This is a genomic window from Rufibacter roseolus, assembly GCF_017916365.1.
Taxonomy (GTDB): domain Bacteria; phylum Bacteroidota; class Bacteroidia; order Cytophagales; family Hymenobacteraceae; genus Nibribacter; species Nibribacter roseolus.
Window position 1 is genome coordinate 2,135,486 of the sequence record NZ_JAFMSU010000001.1, and the last position, 16,173, is coordinate 2,151,658.

The following is a 16,173-nucleotide window of genomic DNA, read 5'->3' on the forward strand; positions in this document are numbered from 1 at the left end:
GTTGTGACCAAGCCTCCAGAATGGGGAAGCGCATCCCCCTCAGGTACCGACGGACTGAAGCCACGCCTCGGCCTTCCGCCGGTCGTCGAACGTTCTGATCTCGAACTCATCGCCGATCCGCTGTATCAGCGACTCCACCGTCATGGTGGCGTAGATGCTGGTCGGCACGACATAGGCAAGGTATCGCAGGCCCGCCTTCCGCATCTGGGGCGCCCATTCTTTCTCGGCCCACTCCAAGGCCATGTCCCAGGACCCGATCACGTGCTCGTTGCTGTTGAGGAGCTTGGTGAACGGCTCCTCCCTGATCATTTCCAGGTACTTGTGGCCGCCGCCCTTCACAGTTTCCTCTGACTGCGCCCCGTACCAGTGGCCGTAGACGATGGCGCCGAAGGTGGCCCTCCTGGCTCGAAAGTACACCTCCCCGAAAACTCTCTTCAATTCCACCTGCCATACCTGGTCCATTCCCCCTAGGCCCATCTATTTGTGTTTTGGATTGAAAACTGCCGCAGCCATTGGCGGGCGGCGCTTATATTGTCGAACACCCTCGCCTCGAAGGCCTTCAGGTTGGAGTAGAAGGCGGAGGCGGAGGACTCGGCGAAGGTCTGCGGGGTGGTCACCATCGCGAAGTGCCGCAGCCCGGCCCGGGCGGCCTGCGGCGCCCACTCTTTCACGACCCACTCCACGGAGTGGTCCCAACTCCCGATCACCTTGCTGGTGTCATTCAGCACGCAGTTGAACCCTGCTTTCCGCAGGGCGTCGGTGTAGGCCAGGGCGCCTGCCTTGAGGCTCTCCTCCGTCAGGTAGCCCATCCAGTCGGTGTGTACCCATTTGTTCTCGCGGTCCACCGTCACCGTTAGGTAGACATTGCCGAACGCGTTCCTGTACTCTTGTGTCATAATGCGTACCTAGACGTAGGCTGTCGGCAAAGGTTGCGGGGAATATTGATAAGTAATATTGATAACACGCCTTCTGCAATCACCTGGGTAAGAATTGACATTCATGGGATCCGAAATCCCTTACTTAGGGGCTGGCCGGCATTCCCCGATACTCTTCTCTGTAAAATACCGGGCTGCTGTTTATGGAGTAAGTCCATTTGCCAAGGGCGCCTCAATCGGCTGCCGTTTGAAAGGAGTCGGTGACGCCAGTTGCCCACTGATATCTCGCAGGTACTTGCAGGCATGTCCTCAGGCATTGCTTTCGATCTCCGTCAGCAGCCTGATCAGTTCTTTTTCGCAGCCGTCAAGGTGGGATAACCCCGTTCGGGCCTCCTCTATCTTGCCTCCCTTATATAGGTTGACCAAACCCTTGGCGATGCTGGTGATGGACAGGTTTATTTTCTCGATCTCCCTTATCTGGGGAAGGTGACCGTAGTTCTGCAGGGCGGAGCTGTACAGCCACTGCCCCAGGGAGTTCTCCCGCGCAGAGAGGACTGAGCCGTCTGAAGGGCTCCCGTACAGGATAGACCGAAGCTTTGATTTGAACAGGATGAACTTCACCCTAGCCTGCCGTATGTCCATACTCTGAAGATTATCCTGGCTGCCTAACATGGTGGTGGGATGGTGAAGTGGGAACGCAAGCTGGACTGGTTTGTTCTTTACTTTATGGTTTTCCCTGGATGGCCTGCTTGGCCAGAACTAAATCCGTCACCTCAAACCCGAAGGTCACGATACCGGCTATTCTCCCGTCTTCCTCGAATGCCTGGTACACGAAGTTATAGTAGGTGTCGGCCATCTGCCCATCGCCAAGGCGGTCGATCTGGGCGAGCATCTCGTTGCCTACGAACGGTTCGCCGGTTTGGTACACATGGTCCAATAAGCTGAAAAAGCCCTGCCCCTCAAGTTCCGGCCAGGCCTGCGCGACCGTTCTCCCCAGGAACCCCCTTCCGGGGGCCAGCCTCTGGTAGTTGGGGTTCACCAGTTCATACACATGCTCAGGGCCCCTTTGTATGGCCACCAGCGCGGGCGCCTGCATGAACAGGCCATGCAGCATCCGGCGCTGGGAGTCGGCTTTCCGGGTGGCCTCCACCTCGCGGTCGAAGGAGGCCGCCAGTTCCTCGTTGGTCGCCACTAGCTCCTCCACCAGGCTTTTCTGCTCATGGTAGTCGGTGGTGCTGCCCACCCACATCACCACTTCCCCGTTCTGATCCACACGGGGCAAGCCCTTGGTCAGGTGCCAGCGGTAGACGCCATCGTGCCGGCGCACCCGGTACTCCACCTGGTAGGGGGCCTTAGTGTCCACCGCTTTGCTCCAGGCACTACTGGCTTTCTGGGCATCCTCCGGGTGTACGACCTGTAACCACCCGTAGCCATAAAGCCGCTCCAGGGGGATCCCGGTGAACTCAGCCCACCTCTGGTTGTAGTAGTCGCAGTAACCGTCCGGCCGGGTGGTCCAGAACATCTGGGGCATGGACTCGGCCATAAACCTAAACTTCTCCTCGCTATCCCGCAGCGCCTTCTCGGCCGCCTTCTCCTCCGTAAGGTCCTTCACCTCGATGACCGTGGCCACGGGCAACCCGTTCTCGAAGATGGGGCTGGCCGCGCAGCTCACAGGGAAAAACGTGCCGTCCTTCCTGATGAACACATCCTGGTGGGCCCGAATACTGTTGTTTGTGGGGAGAGCCCGGTCGATGGGGCAGTCAGCCATAGGGTAAGGGGTGCCGTCCGGGTGATGGTGGTGGATGATATCATGCAGTGGCCTGTCCTGTACCTCAGCGAAGGTGAATCCCGTCATCTTCTCGGCCGCCGGGTTCATGAACGTGCAGTAGCCCCTGTCATTCATCATGAACATGGCCACCGTGGCATTGTCGGTGATGGTGTTGGTGATCTTCAGCTGTTTCTCCAGCGCCGATTCAGATTCAATCAGGTTGGTCGTCTGCCCAGACATTATATTTTCCATTAGGCACGGGATAAATGGTCAACCGATTTTTTATCGGGGAGGCAATATAAACATATTACGCATAGGCGTCCTTTAAAATCTTTCCGAATGGAATAGTCAGCATATAGGTTTCGGTGGATTGTATCCTATGGCTTCAACTTAAAGAGAATATGACTGGCCGGTCGGCGGGGTTATATTTATATATAAGTGGTGCAATCACCTTCACTCTGTTTAGGCCCATTCTGCTGGCAACATTGGCGGATGTAATCTTTAGGGTGCCTAATATTCTTGGAGTTTATTCCAGTTCCATCTGAACCAACTTTATCTACATACAGACATCTTTTGAAAATTTCTTCTGCCTGTACTATTTCCTCTGTTGTAGGTGTAAAGCTATTTAATCCACCTTCTACCGACTTATCCATTAAGACACCACCTGTAAATTCCTTTGAATAAATTAGAATATTTTTAAGTTATCTGTTGGTGTTATAGGTAAGTTTTCTTTTGCTGTTAATTATATTTTCTTGGTTTTAGTGTCACAAGAAGATAGAAGAAATAATAAAATGAATCTTACAATTAAGTTATTTATGGTTTATCTAATGAAATGTTGAATCTTTATGATAATGCTATAAACTCATTAATTCCACAAAATTATTTATAATCTGACTCTATAAACCTTGTCCTTTGAATACCATTTGATTAAAGTATATAAGGAGCAGTTCCGGTTATTGGCGCCTGGGCTGGAGTACCTGGATCTGCTTTCCATAGACCCATTACACCAAACCCCGGTCTCCAATCGCATCCGCAACATACTATTTGCCTTGATATATATACCAGCTAATATAACCTTTGCTTCCAGTTTGTCAAGCCGGCTAATGATGCCTCTCTGTTCTATGAAACCACTGTCGGTTTTCACGTAGCGGCTTACCTGTTGCAGGTTCACCAGGTGCAGGGATCTGTCATTTTGCGTGTCCCTCGTCTAGGGTAGGAGCGGGCTATTGATGGGTAGCCAATCTTCTGTGCTTGAAGTGTAAAATCTCTGCAGCTTATGTCTTCATTCCTTCAATTTGGTCCACTTTTCCTTTGCCTTGGTGCCGTTGATGTCTCCTTCCTGCAGCAAGGTGCCATCTGGTTGGAGTTTGAACTTGAAGGTAAAGGTTTTGCCAACCATTTTGACGCCCGTATTGCTCTCGTTCAAAATGGTTTCTGTCAGTACCCCGTTGGCAACTTTGTAGGTCCCGAAGAGTGCTCCCAGAATCTCGTTTGTCCTGGCATCCATCTGCAGCACCGTAAAGTGAGTGGGAGAGAAGATCTTAAACCTGATAAAACCCTTCTGCTGAGGTGTGGCCGGAAGGCTGTCACCCATGGTGAGTTGAGATAGGTTCCAGGTGCCATTGAGGCTTAAGGATTTGGTTTGTGCCTGGGCATCCGTAAAGAGGCACATCAGCACGAACACGGCAGTCAGGACGTTTTTCATGGCCCAATCTCTATCTAGTTGCACATAGTTTAATTTAGAAAAACTATCTCCTAAATCCTAGATATATGTATTGGGAATCAGTGGGTTAAGAAAATGAATAGTAAACGGTGATACAATGTCGTCCCCTCATGGCTGTGGATGAACAGCATCCTCAAGGCCAAATCCGGGAAGAAATCAGGCATTCACCTGGTTTAAAGCTTCACTGTCTTCGGCTGGTTCAGGGATGCTCCACATGAGGACCTTGTCTATCCTGACCCCATCCATGTCCACTACCTCAAACTCGTGGCCCGCGTGCGTGAACCTTTCCCCGGTGGCAGGAAATCGGCCTAAGATAAAAGAGATGAAGCCGGCCAGCGTGGAGTAGTTCTCCTCATCCCGGGGCACAACCGCCTTTTTCAATGCCCTGTTTAGAGCCTGCACCTCTATGGAGCCGCTGACCAGCAGGGAGCCGTCCTCCCTTTTCACGATCTCTGGCTCGTCTACCTCGTGGGCATCGGGGATGTCTCCCACAATTGCCTCCAGAATGTCGTGGAGCGTAAGAATGCCCTCTACGGTGCCATACTCATCAATCACAATCCCCAGGTACTGCTTACTACGCTTGAACAGGTTCAGGGCTGTGCTGGCCGACATGGACTCTGGGAGGAAGATGGGCTTCAGGACCACGTCTCTGAGATTGCCTCCTTTACCCTTTGCCAGGAATTCATAAAAGTCTTTGGCCGTCAGTACACCCACCACGTTGTCCAGGCTGCCCTCAGTGACGGGGAACTTGGAGTGGGCGCTGGCCTGGATGGCCTCCCTTATAACCTCCAGCGGTTGGGTAATGTCCAGGTACTCCACCTCTCGGCGGTGGGTGCGCAGGTTCTTGGCTTTCTGGCCCGCAAAGGAGAATACGTTCTGGTGCAGCCGTGTTTCCTCCTTGGCCAGCACGCCCTGCCGGCCTGCCGTCCGGATAATCTGGCGCAGTTCTTCGCTGGAGAGCCTTTCTTCTGTCTGCTCCTTCACGCCTAGGGCTTTAGTTACCAGGCTGGTGGAGCCTGAGAGGAGTTTCACCAGGGGCATGGTGAGGGCGGTAAATCCTTTGATGATAGGTGAGACCGCTAGGGCGATACCGTCTGCGTTGCTCAGGGCGATAGACTTGGGAATCAGCTCCCCGATGACGATGGAGAAGTAGGTGATCAGCCCGATGACGAGCACCACGGAAAGGGTATGGGCATAGGGAGCGAAAAAGCTGAACCCCATAAGCCAGCGCTGCATGTCATCAGACAGGGCCGCCCCACCGTAGGCTCCCGAAATAATCCCGATGAGCGTGATGCCCACCTGAATGGCAGAGAGGAAGTCCTCGGGCGCCTCCAGGAGCGCCACGACAGTTTTAGCACGACCACTTCCGTCCTTGGCCTTCTGGGCCATGCGCGATTTGTTTGCGGAGATGATAGACAGCTCAGAAAGGGCGAAGAAGCCGTTGAGCAAAGTCAGAAGCAGGATGATAAGGATTTCCATGGGGACGGTTACGTGCGGAGAAACCACTAAGTTAAATTAAACGGGTGGGTTATCTGTGACTTATGGCTAATTGCGGCCATTTACCACAAACCATCCTGCAAGATTCCTGGTAAAGGGATAGATTCTAAATTCTTTTCCTGGCGAGTAATTCAACTAATGAGAGTAACATAGGCAGCCTGCCTGGTTACGGCCTTGCCTTTCAAAAGCGGGGCACATTCATTCCTATTGATTGATAGGAGTTAACTGGTAAAGTCTTGTACAACAAACTGGGCACCTGGCTTGTTAAAGCTTTCCAACCTTCTGTTATGCTGCCTTCCGTTCAACAGAATGCCCCCATTAGGTACTTCACCTTTTTCTACCTGTACTTCATGCAGGGGGTTCCCTCGGGCTTTGCCCTGACGGCGCTTGCTAATTTTCTGACCGGGCAGCATGTTCCGCCAGCGGCAATAGGGGCGTTCGCCAGTGCCGTGGGGCTTCCGTGGGTGATTCAATTGGCTTGGGGACCTTTAATTGACCGGTTCAGTTCCTCTGCGTCGGGGCCCTACAAACGTTGGGTGGTACTCACGCAACTGCTGGCCTTTGGTGCCTCTTTGCTGTTGCTTACCATCCGGGATCCCGCCCACCAGACAGGCTTGCTGGCGGCCATCTTCTTTACCCATAGCCTGTTTGCCTCCGTGCAGGACGCCAGCGTGGATGCCCTGGCAATTTCCCTCGTGGCCGACCATGAGAAGGGAAGGGTGAATGGCTTCATGCGGGGCGGGTTGCTGCTGGGGATTAGTTTTGGGGCGGCAGTGCTTTCTCACTTGTTGCATGCCTGCGGGTTTGCGGTGGCTACTGGCGCCATGTCAGCGGTGCTGCTGCTGTTCACGCTCGTTTTTATAGCTACTCCTTTGTACGGCAAGGAAAACCCTGGTTCTTTCATAGAGGACCAGGTAGCCTCGGGTTCTGCGTTCAGGCAGGTGTTTACCCGGCTCATTCAAAACCTGCTGAGCCGGGAATCGCTCTCGGTGTTTGGTTTGGTGTTTTCCTCTTATCTCTGCTTCAGCCTGTTTGCCCGGTCTCTATCTTTTCACCTGATCCAGTTTCTGGGCTGGAGCGACAAGCAACTCTCGGTCTTTCAGGGAAGCTGGGGAGCCGCAATCACCCTTGCCGTGGTGCTGGGGGGCGGTTACCTGGCAGATAGGGTGCACCTAAGAAAAATGTATTACTGCACCATCACGGGCCTGGCGCTTTTCCTGGTGCTGTTCAATGGTTATCTCATTGGGCACAGCAGCGAGGGCTGGGTTAAGTTTGGGCTGGTGTTCTGGGGGCTGGCGGACCCACTCTTCAGTGTCTGCAGTTTCCCGCTGTTGATGGCTATCTGCGACCGGAGGATTGCAGGTTCTCAATTTACCGCCTACATGGCATTGATCAACCTTTCTGATGTGGTGGGCTCGTTTCTCTGTGGATGGCTTCTGCAGGTGGTCTTTCCGCCTTTGATAGGCCTTGCCGCGGGTTTCTTGTTGCTGGTAGCTATCTCCAGGCAGCTTCTGGCGCGGGCAGGAAAATTTGCCGGATTGTAGAAACGAGGGTGATTAGGCAAACGTCTTTGCCAGGCTGTTCAACTGAAATTCAAGGTTGGGTAAAAGAATGGCATTTCACCATCATGTCATCAAAAAAGCCGCTGCCTTCTTTTCGGCAACGGCTTTTCTTCCACTATTAGGCGTTTTAGGGCTTATTTTCCATTTTCAAGGCTAAATCTTAAGATCTCTGCGGTTTCTAGATTTGCTTCCGCCTTATTCGATAGTAGGGAAGCATAAACCATAAAAAGAACCTTGGGCAGAGGATATATCAGAATCTGTCTGAGGTGTTGGCTTTCCCTACTGGTTCAAAGTGCGTCGCCTGTTTGATGGTTTTGCCTTTTCCTTCAGCGTCTTCATAGGAGCGTTCCTCCACTTCCACCGAAAGGGTCTTGCCCTTCAGTTCCTTGGTGTCTACCTCGGTTTTATCTATCCCCAAGGCCTTCAGGAAAGAGGCCAGGATGGGTTGCCCCGGTTCGCTCAGGTAAAAGCGCTGGTTCACGAAACCGTCTTCGTTTTCCAGGCGGCAGTTGATAAAAGGAATTTCCTTGTTCTCGCTCTTTCCTTCTTCAACTTCCGTGACGGTGACGGTGTGCCGGCCTTCCGACAAAAATGGCTTTTCTTCTATCTTCAGTTTCATAACCTATTCTTTGTTTTGCTAATTATTTACGCATAATATACTTGTGGGTTTTAGAAACTTACGAATTAAGGCTGTTTTTGCTAATATAATTAGTTTAAATGCATATAAAGTAAGAATAATTGTTGCCCCTATGAACATTGAGCTTGTCTATTATTTAACCCACTTAAATATTCTGTGTCTACCGCGGGGGAGAGAGACAACCATGAGGGCTTAACCTGAAGGAATGGAAAAAGCTATCTTGGATGATGGAAGAGACCTGGAAATGATCTGATCAAAAAACGGGATAGAAAAGCGAGTTGCAGAAAATGCCGGACAGGGAGCTTTACCGGGCAGGAGACCAGGAGTTGGTGCACATGCGTAAGAAGGCCAGGCAACTTCTCGTTAGGTACAATCCCATAATGGGAGCTTCCCTGGGAGAAAGGAACCTGGTACTTCATGATTTGCTGGGCAGATGGGCTCTTGCCGTACAATAACAAAAATCGCCGTGTGGGTGCGTCTTAACCTGGCTGACTGTTGCCGAAAAGTATGGTAAAGGTAGTGCCCACGTTCACCTCGCTGGCCACCGAGATACTACCGCCCATGGCTTTTAGTTGTTCCTGCACCATAAAGAGCCCTATTCCTTTGTTGCCGGCTTTGGCCTGAAAGCGCTGGTACTGGAAGATCTTGCTTCCGTACCGGCCCAGGTCTATCCCCACACCGTTGTCAGTGAAGTTGAGCTTGAGCTTGCTGCCCTGGGTTTCGGTGCGAAGTTTGATCACCAGTGGCCTTTCCGGGGAACGGAACTTCACTGCGTTGGTGAGCAGGTTCAGGAGGATGTTGCGCAGATATTCCCGGGAAAAGAAAAGGCTGTCGCCACGGGAGAAATCAGTCTCAATGGTGGCATTGGCTTGGGTGAGTTGATCTCCCGCGGCCTTTACGGCCTCGCCCAGGGTTTCCTGCAGGCTTAGGTTTTCGGCACCGGCGGGGCTGTTACTTTTCACCACAAGAATGTCAGAGAGATCTTCCACAATGTTATTCAACTGGTGAGCCGATTCCTTTATTTTCCCGAGGATAAAATTGGTTTTGGTATTCTGGGTAGGTTCAGGGTTCAGGAGATCCGTAAGCCCGACCAAATTGGAAACTGGGGCCCGTAGGTTATGGGAGGTAATGAAGGAGAACTGCTCCAGTTCATTGTTGCGCTGGGTGAGATGGGAGATCAGCAACTCCCGCTCGGCCTCATGTTCCCGGCGCCTGGTCTGGTCCTGCATGGCGCCCACCAGCCGGATGGCATTGCCATTGTTGTCCCGGATGGCGAAGGCACGGTCGGTTACGTAGGCGAAAGTGCCATCTGCCCGGCAGAACCGGTAATCACATTCCCATTGCTCCTGCCCAGGGTCTTTCAGGAAAGACGTCAATGATTCGTTTACAGCCGCACTGTCTGCCGGGTGCAGGTGGCGCTCCCAAAAGCTGATCCCGGTTCCGGGCTCAGCGGTGCCGTACCCGAACAGTTTCTCTAACCCCTCACCCCAATGGATATCACCGGTAATAATATTCCAGTCGTAGATGGCGTCACGGGTGGCCTTGGTGGCATATACAAAGCGCTCATTGCTGACTTCCAGGTCTTTTTCAGCGGCCCTTATTTCGGTGATATCGGTAACGGTACCCAACAGGTTAGTGCAAGTGTGTTGCTCATTGTAGAGCGGCGTAATGGTTACCAGGCCGGTTTTTACCCCAGTGGGGTAGGGGGTCACTTCTTCCCATTTTACCGTGTGGCCGGTCTCAATGGCCTGGGCGTATTTTGACCGCACCAACGTGAGTGAAGGTTCTGGGATGACTTCTTCCACGTATCGGCCCACCACCTGGTCTTTCCTGAGGCCTGTCACGTTCAGGAACGCCTGGTTAACCGACTCAAACCGGAAAGTATTATTGTCCTTGACCTCGTACATGTAGATCACCTCCCCAAGGTTGTCATAGATCTGGAGCAGTTTCCGAAGGTTGGCTTCGTCCTGTAACCCGAAGGTGAGTTTTGAGCTGCCCAAAGAAGGAGAACCGTTAATGGCCTTGCTCGTTTCTGCGGCGTTGGTAAGGGTGGGCGCTGGTATCTGCGAACCATTTTTATCAGTTGAGATGGTGCAGAGAAAGGCCTTTCTACTGCCCTCGTTTACCGGCATTATTGAAAATCTGCACGGAAAACGCCCGCCATCCTTCCTTATTCCGGTCAGTTCCAGGGTGGTGGTGTCCCCGGCAGAAGACTGAAGCAGGAAAGACGCAAGCCTGGAATCAGAAGTGTCTACGAGCGAGAGCCAATCTTTTCCAGCCATTTCTGAGTCTGAAAAACCAAAAGCAAACTGGGCTGCCCGGTTCATCTCCAGAACAAGGCGGTCGGCGCCAATCAGTAAACCTGGTTCAGGGGAGTTTTCGAAAAAAACTTTGTAAAACGCAATGGAGTCACTGGCATTCATTATGTGGACAGGGGGCTTTTCTATAAAGTCAGTGGTGTAGTCATAGAGGATTGTCTATGGTGCACTAAAAAGCAGGGGACTGCCCGGCTAATTTAAGGTGAATTTTGAATTATTTAAACTCTAATTATGAGTTTTTCAGACCCTGCGCAGGAATGTGGACGGTAAAGGTTTAGGAGGGCCAGGATCCTGGGCAAGGCCAGGAGCAGACTTATTGCTTCAGCCGGTAGTGTGGGCACCTGAACCTTTTCCTGGGGGAGAAACAAAAAATAAGCTCCTAACCTGGCACCGGGGGACGGGGGTTAGGAGCAATAGGGATTTGTACAGAGAAGGGTAATGGTTGCAGATTGGCGAATTCCCTGGGTAGCGACAGCAGGCTTTTCGCCGGGTTATTGGTCCAGAAGCCAGCGCATGCCCTCAGGCCTGGTGGCAAAGTCACGGAAAAAGGGTCTGGCTATGGTTTGGGGCTGGGTGGATTCCTGCAGGCCCAGGGCATCTGCGGTTCCTACGCGCGCCACTTTCCGGACGCAGGTGCTGCCCAGTTCCTCGGTGAACCGGCGGGCCAGGTCTCCGTTGGCTCCGTCGCCCGCCCCTTCAGGTGACTGGCTGGCGTCCAGCAACAGGCCTCCTACATGAAAGCCCCTGATACTGTCCAGGATGACATCGAGGCAAAAACCTACCTCAGGCGGCGCCAGGTGGGTGACATCCGGCATTTCCGTGACCAGGATTTCAGTGTCTGGATCGAAATCCAGGGTGACAATTCCGCTGTGTATGATCATAGGTTGATATGGGAAAAAAGGTTGAAAATGTTTCTGATCTGATGCCCGGCCCGGAGGCTTCCTTCCACCCGGGGGGAGCGGGCAGAACCTGGCCGATTCCTGGAAAATGAGCCTAAAACAGGAGTTGCATGTTTAGCCTTTTCAATTTTCCCTTTGGAGTTGCGGTATCAGCCGGTTGGCTGGTTGCGTGCAGAAACCAACTTCCTGGTACGGCGCCAGTTCGCTGATCAAACTCTGTTTTCCTGTGGCACAGATGAAAGCACAATGATGCGCATTGGCAGTGGGTAAGAGTGCGGAGTCATAATCAAGTAACAACCTGTAAGTTATTTTGTTATGAGGTTTTCTCCATGGGTCTGGGGCAAAGGTAGCCAGGTTCGGGAATCAGGTTTACTCTATCTCCCGCTCAAGGTAGTAGGAGATGATCGCGAAGGCGTACTCATTCCGGTCGCCCACAAAATTAGTGTCGTTGAACTCTACCAGCCCTTCTTCGTTCAGGTAGGTTCGTACATTGAAGCGCTCCAGTAAGTAATGCAGCTCCACCATCTCCACAATTTTCGTAAACTGGAGGTCATCTGGGTTGAATTCCCATAGTTCATCCATGAGCCAGATAGTTTAGTTTGTTACAAATTATATAAGTTAAAAGCCGATATAGGTTTTGGCTATAAATACTGAATTTGAGGTGTAAGTTCTTGTAATCCAATTGAATAAGTACGATATGCCAAAAAAGAATAGCCCCGACCAGGTAATTAGGTGCTCTTTCTGGGGCTATCTGCCTCGGAGGCTAGAAGTAAGGCTTGCAGTTATCACCTTCCCTGCGTTTAGAGACCGTTCTCCCAGAAACAAGCATTAAACAAACTTTCCCCATCAAAAAGTGATGAACCCATTCATTTTGGGAAAGACCAAATCCTGCTAAAAGACTGGTAAAAGAAAAACCGATCCTCCTGGTTTCCACGGGGGAAGACCAGGAGGATCGGTTTCAACAAGGAAAGTTTTATGCTCCTCTAGAACTTATAGGCAACGGTAGTCACAAACTGACGCGGCGGAATGGGGTTCACGCTATAGTTCTCGTGTACCAGGTAATTCAGCTCGTTGGTGATGTTGGAGAGCTTGCCCAAGATAGAGAATTGCTTGATAGCGTAGCCCAAAGACACATCAAAGGTGGTGTAGCCGGTAACCGGAATCAGGCGGTTGAATTTCTGAGCCTGACCCACCTGGTTGTTCCAGCCCGCGTTCCGCTCCCCGGTGTAGAACCCAGAGGCACCTATTTTCAAGCCTTTGAGGGCAGTGGTTTTCAAGGTATAAAACACCGTGGCATTGGCGGTATGGGCCGGGTTGCTTACCAAACGCTCTCCTTCAATATAGCTGCCGGTAGTGCCGGGGGTATCTGTGTAGCGCATGTAGTTGTAGCTATAGCCCGCCAGGAAGGTTAAGCCTGGCACAATAGAACCGTTCAGGTCCACTTCCACGCCGTCGCTGGTGGTCTGGCCAGTAAATTCTTTGATGGTGGCATCTGTGTTGAGGGTCACGCCATCGGCGAGGTACTGCGCCTGCAGGGCCAAGTCATTGTTCACAATGCGGTATACCGTCACATTCACCGATAACCTGTCTTTTACCAGGTCGTTTTTCACGCCAACCTCATATTGGTCAATGAGAGACGGTTTCAGGTTCTGCTGGTATACGTCACGGCCGGTATTGGGCGTAAAGTTGTTGGAGTAGCTGGCAAAGAAAGAGGTGGTGGCGGTAGGCTGGTACACCAAACCTAAACGCGGTGAGAAGGCCCGGTCATACTTGGTGGTGGCGGTGGTGCTGTTCTTCACCTCGCCGGTTTCCAGGTTGTACTGTTTAGCCACGGCAACTTTCTGGTAAGACCAGCGCAAGCCTGCCAGCACCTTGAATTTCTCTGAAACGTTGATCAAATCCTGCACATAGGTCCCGAAACGGTACGTAGGGGTCTCGGTGCGCATGGTGGCCGTAGCCAGAGGCTCATCGGTGCGCGGCGTGAATTTAGTTGGGTTCAGGATATTGATGGAGTCATAGACGTTTCCTTTGCCCAGGGAGGAGATTCTGAAAGCATGGGTTGTGTTCAGGTATCTTTCCGCGTCTGCGCCAACCAAAATGGTGTGCCCCAGCCCAAAGGTTTTGAACTCGCCATTCAGGTTAATCTGGCCGGTGTGGTAGTTTTCTGAGATATCGGAACGGGTGAGGAGCCGGCCCCAGTCTCCGTCAGCATCGGCCTGGATACGCTCGGTTGAAAAATAGTCGCGGTCAAACGTCTGCTGCGAGCCAATGAAGTTCAGTTTCCAGGTGTCGTTTAGTTGGTGATCAACAGTGGCCGAAGTGGTTCTCTGTTTCACCTTGTTGTAAGCCCAGGGCGCATTAAAGAAAGCAGAGCGGTCAATGGTGGTGGGGATTTGACCAGCCAAAGTCCCGATCCCGAAATCTGGGGTGAACTCATTGTTGAGGTAATCTCCCTGTACCAGGATGTTGGTTCGGCTGCCCAGTTTGTACAGCAATGAAGGGTTTACATAGAAGCGTTTAGACTCTACGCTGTTGCGGTAGCTATCAGCAGTCTCATAGGTACCAATCAGGCGGAAAGCCAGGTTCTGGGAAACCGGTCCGAAGACATCGGCGATAGGTTTGAAGAGGTTGTAGCTGCCTGCACGCAAAGACACCTCGCCCCCGTACTCAAACCTTGGTTGCTTGGTGACCATGTTAATGATGGCGCCACCGGATACGTTGCCATATAATAAAGCCGCGCTTCCTTTAAGTACTTCCACCCGCTCCAGGGTGCTGGCCTCGGGGATCACGGCTGAGTTGGAGCGGGCACCGTTCTTGAAGATGTTGTTGGCACCCAGGTTATATCCGCGGGCGAAGAAAGTTTCTGAAGTGCTGCCGCGGGTTGTGCCCAGGGCTACTCCGTTCACGTTTTTAATCACGTCGCTCAACTTGGAGGCCTGTTGGTCTGCAATGACTTCGCTGTTGATGATGGACATGCTTTGTGGCATATCCAGCGGTGAGATGGCTATTTTGCCAATAGTCAGCGGCTTCTTGTTCTGGGTTTTGCCCGCGGTTACCACTACCTCTGAGATTTGGGCCGCATTCTCGGCTAGTTCAAAGTCTACGTGCGTGGTTTTACCAGCTGTAACGGTTACCTGACTCTCCTGGGGCTGGAGACCCACAAAGGAGCACATCACTGTGTAAGTGCCCGGAGTAACTCCCTGAATGGTATAGAAGCCGTCTTCTCCGGTTACCGTGCCTTTGGTAGTGCCGGCCAAGCCTACGTTCACATAAGGAGCACCTTTGCCATCGCTGGACTTAATTCTGCCACTTACCCGGCCGGTAGACTGGGCAAAGGAAACGTGGTTAATGGAGCATATAAGGAGACAAAAAAGGAAAAGGGGGTAGATCTGTCGCATATTTATCTTTATTTAGATTTATTCTAATCTGATGCAAAGATAGAAGCGACTTATTTTTAGGCAAATTTTATTTAGAATTATTCTCAATAATAATTCTGGGAACTTTTCTGAAGAGTTTCAAATCACATCATCTTTTTTTTGTATTTCATTTGGCCTTCTGTTACTTAGGTAAGAATTTGGTTTGCAAAATCACAGGCATTTATCTAGAAATGTGATTAAAAGATAAGTTTCCTTTTGTGGGCGCCACACCTTAGTTTTGCCATCTGCCGGGGCTAATGTTATAGATACAGAAGTCCGGCAAGTTTAGGGTGGTGAGAATAATCCCCAACTTTCACCCGGCAAGGACACGGGTTTGGTCGATTTCGGTTTTAAATGACCGTTCGCCTGGCAGACCTGCAAGCCATTCATCCGTAACAGGGGAAGTAAAACGTTCAGCTAACATGAATGCAGAAATGAAGTATTCCCTAAACCTGGAGGATCAATAATGGCATCAGGTCTTCTTGCTCTTTTAGATGATGTGGCGGCCCTGGTGAAAGTCAGCGCGGCCAGCCTGGATGATGTTCCCACGCAGGTAGCCAAAACCACGGGTAAGGTTTCAGGTATTGTCATTGATGACACTGCCGTGACGCCCAAGTACGTGGTAGGGCTTGACCCCTCGCGCGAGCTTTCCATCATCTACCAGATCGCTAAAAAATCACTCATCAATAAAATCATTTTCTTGGCGCCGGCCGCCTTGCTGCTGGGCTTTTTTGCACCTTGGGCTATTACCCCCATTCTAATGCTGGGAGGGGCCTTCCTTTGCTTTGAAGGCTATGAGAAAGTGCACTCCATGTTCAGCAAGCATCATGACGACGGGCACGAGGCGAAGGAAGTGAAAGTGACCACTCCGGAGGAATTGGAAAAGGAGCGGGTTACCAGTGCGGTGCGCACAGATCTTATCCTTTCCTCAGAAATTATCGCCATCACCTATTCTACCGTGGCAGACAAACCGCTGGTAACCCAGATTGCGGTACTGTTTTCGGTGGCGGTATTTATCACGGCCGCCGTGTACGGGTTTGTGGGCCTGGTGGTGAAAGCAGACGATATAGGGTTGCACATGGCCCAGGAGAAGTTCCACCCGCAGACCAGGAGAATAGGCCGCGGTATTGTGAAATTCATGCCGCATTTCCTGTCTATTCTAGGCTACGTGGGGACGGCCGCCATGCTGTGGGTAGGCGCTGAGATTATTGCGCACGGCATTCCGGTGCTGGGCCATTCCCTGGAAGCAATGGAACATTCCCTGGCCAGTATTCCCGCATTAGCCTGGCTGGCAAAAGCGGTGGTTTGTGCCATTGGAGGATTGATTCTGGGTTTCGTGATTGAGAAAATAGTGACGTTTACCCGCCGTTTTTTCAAATCTACAGGCAAAAGCGCGAAAGCCTAATAAACCCTTGGGCGTACTGTAAACATGATTACAGCCCATATGGGTAAATAAAAACCAGTGGGGCGGACTGAAG

Annotated in this window: 14 protein-coding genes; 3 read left to right on the forward strand and 11 right to left on the reverse strand. The window is 51.7% G+C overall.

The annotated features are described in order from the left end of the window. Positions 1–39 precede the first annotated feature (39 nt). The 6 genes from J3P35_RS08440 to J3P35_RS08465 all read right to left on the reverse strand — a co-directional run bounded on the left by J3P35_RS08440 (position 40) and on the right by J3P35_RS08465 (position 5,845). Positions 40–462 (reverse strand): hypothetical protein, encoded by a 423-nt coding sequence (locus J3P35_RS08440; RefSeq protein ID WP_210463884.1) that lies wholly within the window; start codon positions 460–462, stop codon positions 40–42. A 5-nt stretch (positions 463–467) separates the two neighbouring features. Next, positions 468–896, reverse strand: coding sequence for an STAS/SEC14 domain-containing protein (locus J3P35_RS08445; protein ID WP_210463885.1), 429 nt, complete (start codon positions 894–896; stop codon positions 468–470). A 288-nt stretch (positions 897–1,184) separates the two neighbouring features. Continuing rightward, positions 1,185–1,517 (reverse strand): CZB domain-containing protein, encoded by a 333-nt coding sequence (locus J3P35_RS08450; RefSeq protein WP_210463886.1) that lies wholly within the window; start codon positions 1,515–1,517, stop codon positions 1,185–1,187. Positions 1,518–1,599: 82 nt separating this feature from the next. After that, entirely contained in the window at positions 1,600–2,895 is a 1,296-nt protein-coding gene (locus J3P35_RS08455) for a PAS domain S-box protein (RefSeq protein WP_210463887.1), read from the reverse strand. A 1,030-nt stretch (positions 2,896–3,925) separates the two neighbouring features. Beyond that, the gene (locus J3P35_RS08460; protein WP_210463888.1) at positions 3,926–4,348 is read right to left on the reverse strand and encodes a hypothetical protein; all 423 of its coding nucleotides are present in this window, start codon (positions 4,346–4,348) and stop codon (positions 3,926–3,928) included. Between the two features lie 174 nt (positions 4,349–4,522). Next, the gene (locus J3P35_RS08465) at positions 4,523–5,845 is read right to left on the reverse strand and encodes a hemolysin family protein (protein WP_210463889.1); all 1,323 of its coding nucleotides are present in this window, start codon (positions 5,843–5,845) and stop codon (positions 4,523–4,525) included. 305 nt (positions 5,846–6,150) lie between these two features. Between J3P35_RS08465 and J3P35_RS08470 the strand changes: the two genes are divergently transcribed. After that, positions 6,151–7,407, forward strand: coding sequence for an MFS transporter (locus tag J3P35_RS08470; protein WP_246850036.1), 1,257 nt, complete (start codon positions 6,151–6,153; stop codon positions 7,405–7,407). A 268-nt stretch (positions 7,408–7,675) separates the two neighbouring features. On the opposite strand, the gene J3P35_RS08475 is transcribed toward J3P35_RS08470, so the two are convergent. After that, complete coding sequence (locus J3P35_RS08475; RefSeq protein WP_210463890.1) at positions 7,676–8,044, reverse strand: hypothetical protein; 369 nt, start codon at positions 8,042–8,044, stop codon at positions 7,676–7,678. Between the two features lie 305 nt (positions 8,045–8,349). Between J3P35_RS08475 and J3P35_RS22290 the strand changes: the two genes are divergently transcribed. Next, complete coding sequence (locus tag J3P35_RS22290) at positions 8,350–8,517, forward strand: maltose acetyltransferase domain-containing protein (protein WP_394371270.1); 168 nt, start codon at positions 8,350–8,352, stop codon at positions 8,515–8,517. Positions 8,518–8,541: 24 nt separating this feature from the next. On the opposite strand, the gene J3P35_RS08485 is transcribed toward J3P35_RS22290, so the two are convergent. The 4 genes from J3P35_RS08485 to J3P35_RS08500 all read right to left on the reverse strand — a co-directional run bounded on the left by J3P35_RS08485 (position 8,542) and on the right by J3P35_RS08500 (position 14,677). Continuing rightward, positions 8,542–10,485: a PAS domain-containing sensor histidine kinase gene (locus J3P35_RS08485; protein ID WP_210463892.1), complete on the reverse strand. Its 1,944-nt coding sequence runs from the start codon at positions 10,483–10,485 to the stop codon at positions 8,542–8,544. A 386-nt stretch (positions 10,486–10,871) separates the two neighbouring features. Then, positions 10,872–11,261 carry a hypothetical protein gene (locus J3P35_RS08490; protein ID WP_210463893.1) on the reverse strand — a complete coding sequence of 130 codons (390 nt, stop codon included), beginning with the start codon at positions 11,259–11,261 and terminating at the stop codon, positions 10,872–10,874. A gap of 387 nt (positions 11,262–11,648) precedes the next feature. Then, entirely contained in the window at positions 11,649–11,861 is a 213-nt protein-coding gene (locus J3P35_RS08495; protein ID WP_210463894.1) for a hypothetical protein, read from the reverse strand. Between the two features lie 401 nt (positions 11,862–12,262). Next, on the reverse strand, positions 12,263–14,677 hold the full coding sequence (locus J3P35_RS08500; RefSeq protein ID WP_210463895.1) for a TonB-dependent receptor: 2,415 nt from the start codon (positions 14,675–14,677) through the stop codon (positions 12,263–12,265). Between the two features lie 484 nt (positions 14,678–15,161). Between J3P35_RS08500 and J3P35_RS08505 the strand changes: the two genes are divergently transcribed. Next, positions 15,162–16,100 carry a DUF808 domain-containing protein gene (locus J3P35_RS08505; RefSeq protein WP_210463896.1) on the forward strand — a complete coding sequence of 313 codons (939 nt, stop codon included), beginning with the start codon at positions 15,162–15,164 and terminating at the stop codon, positions 16,098–16,100. Positions 16,101–16,173 lie beyond the last annotated feature (73 nt).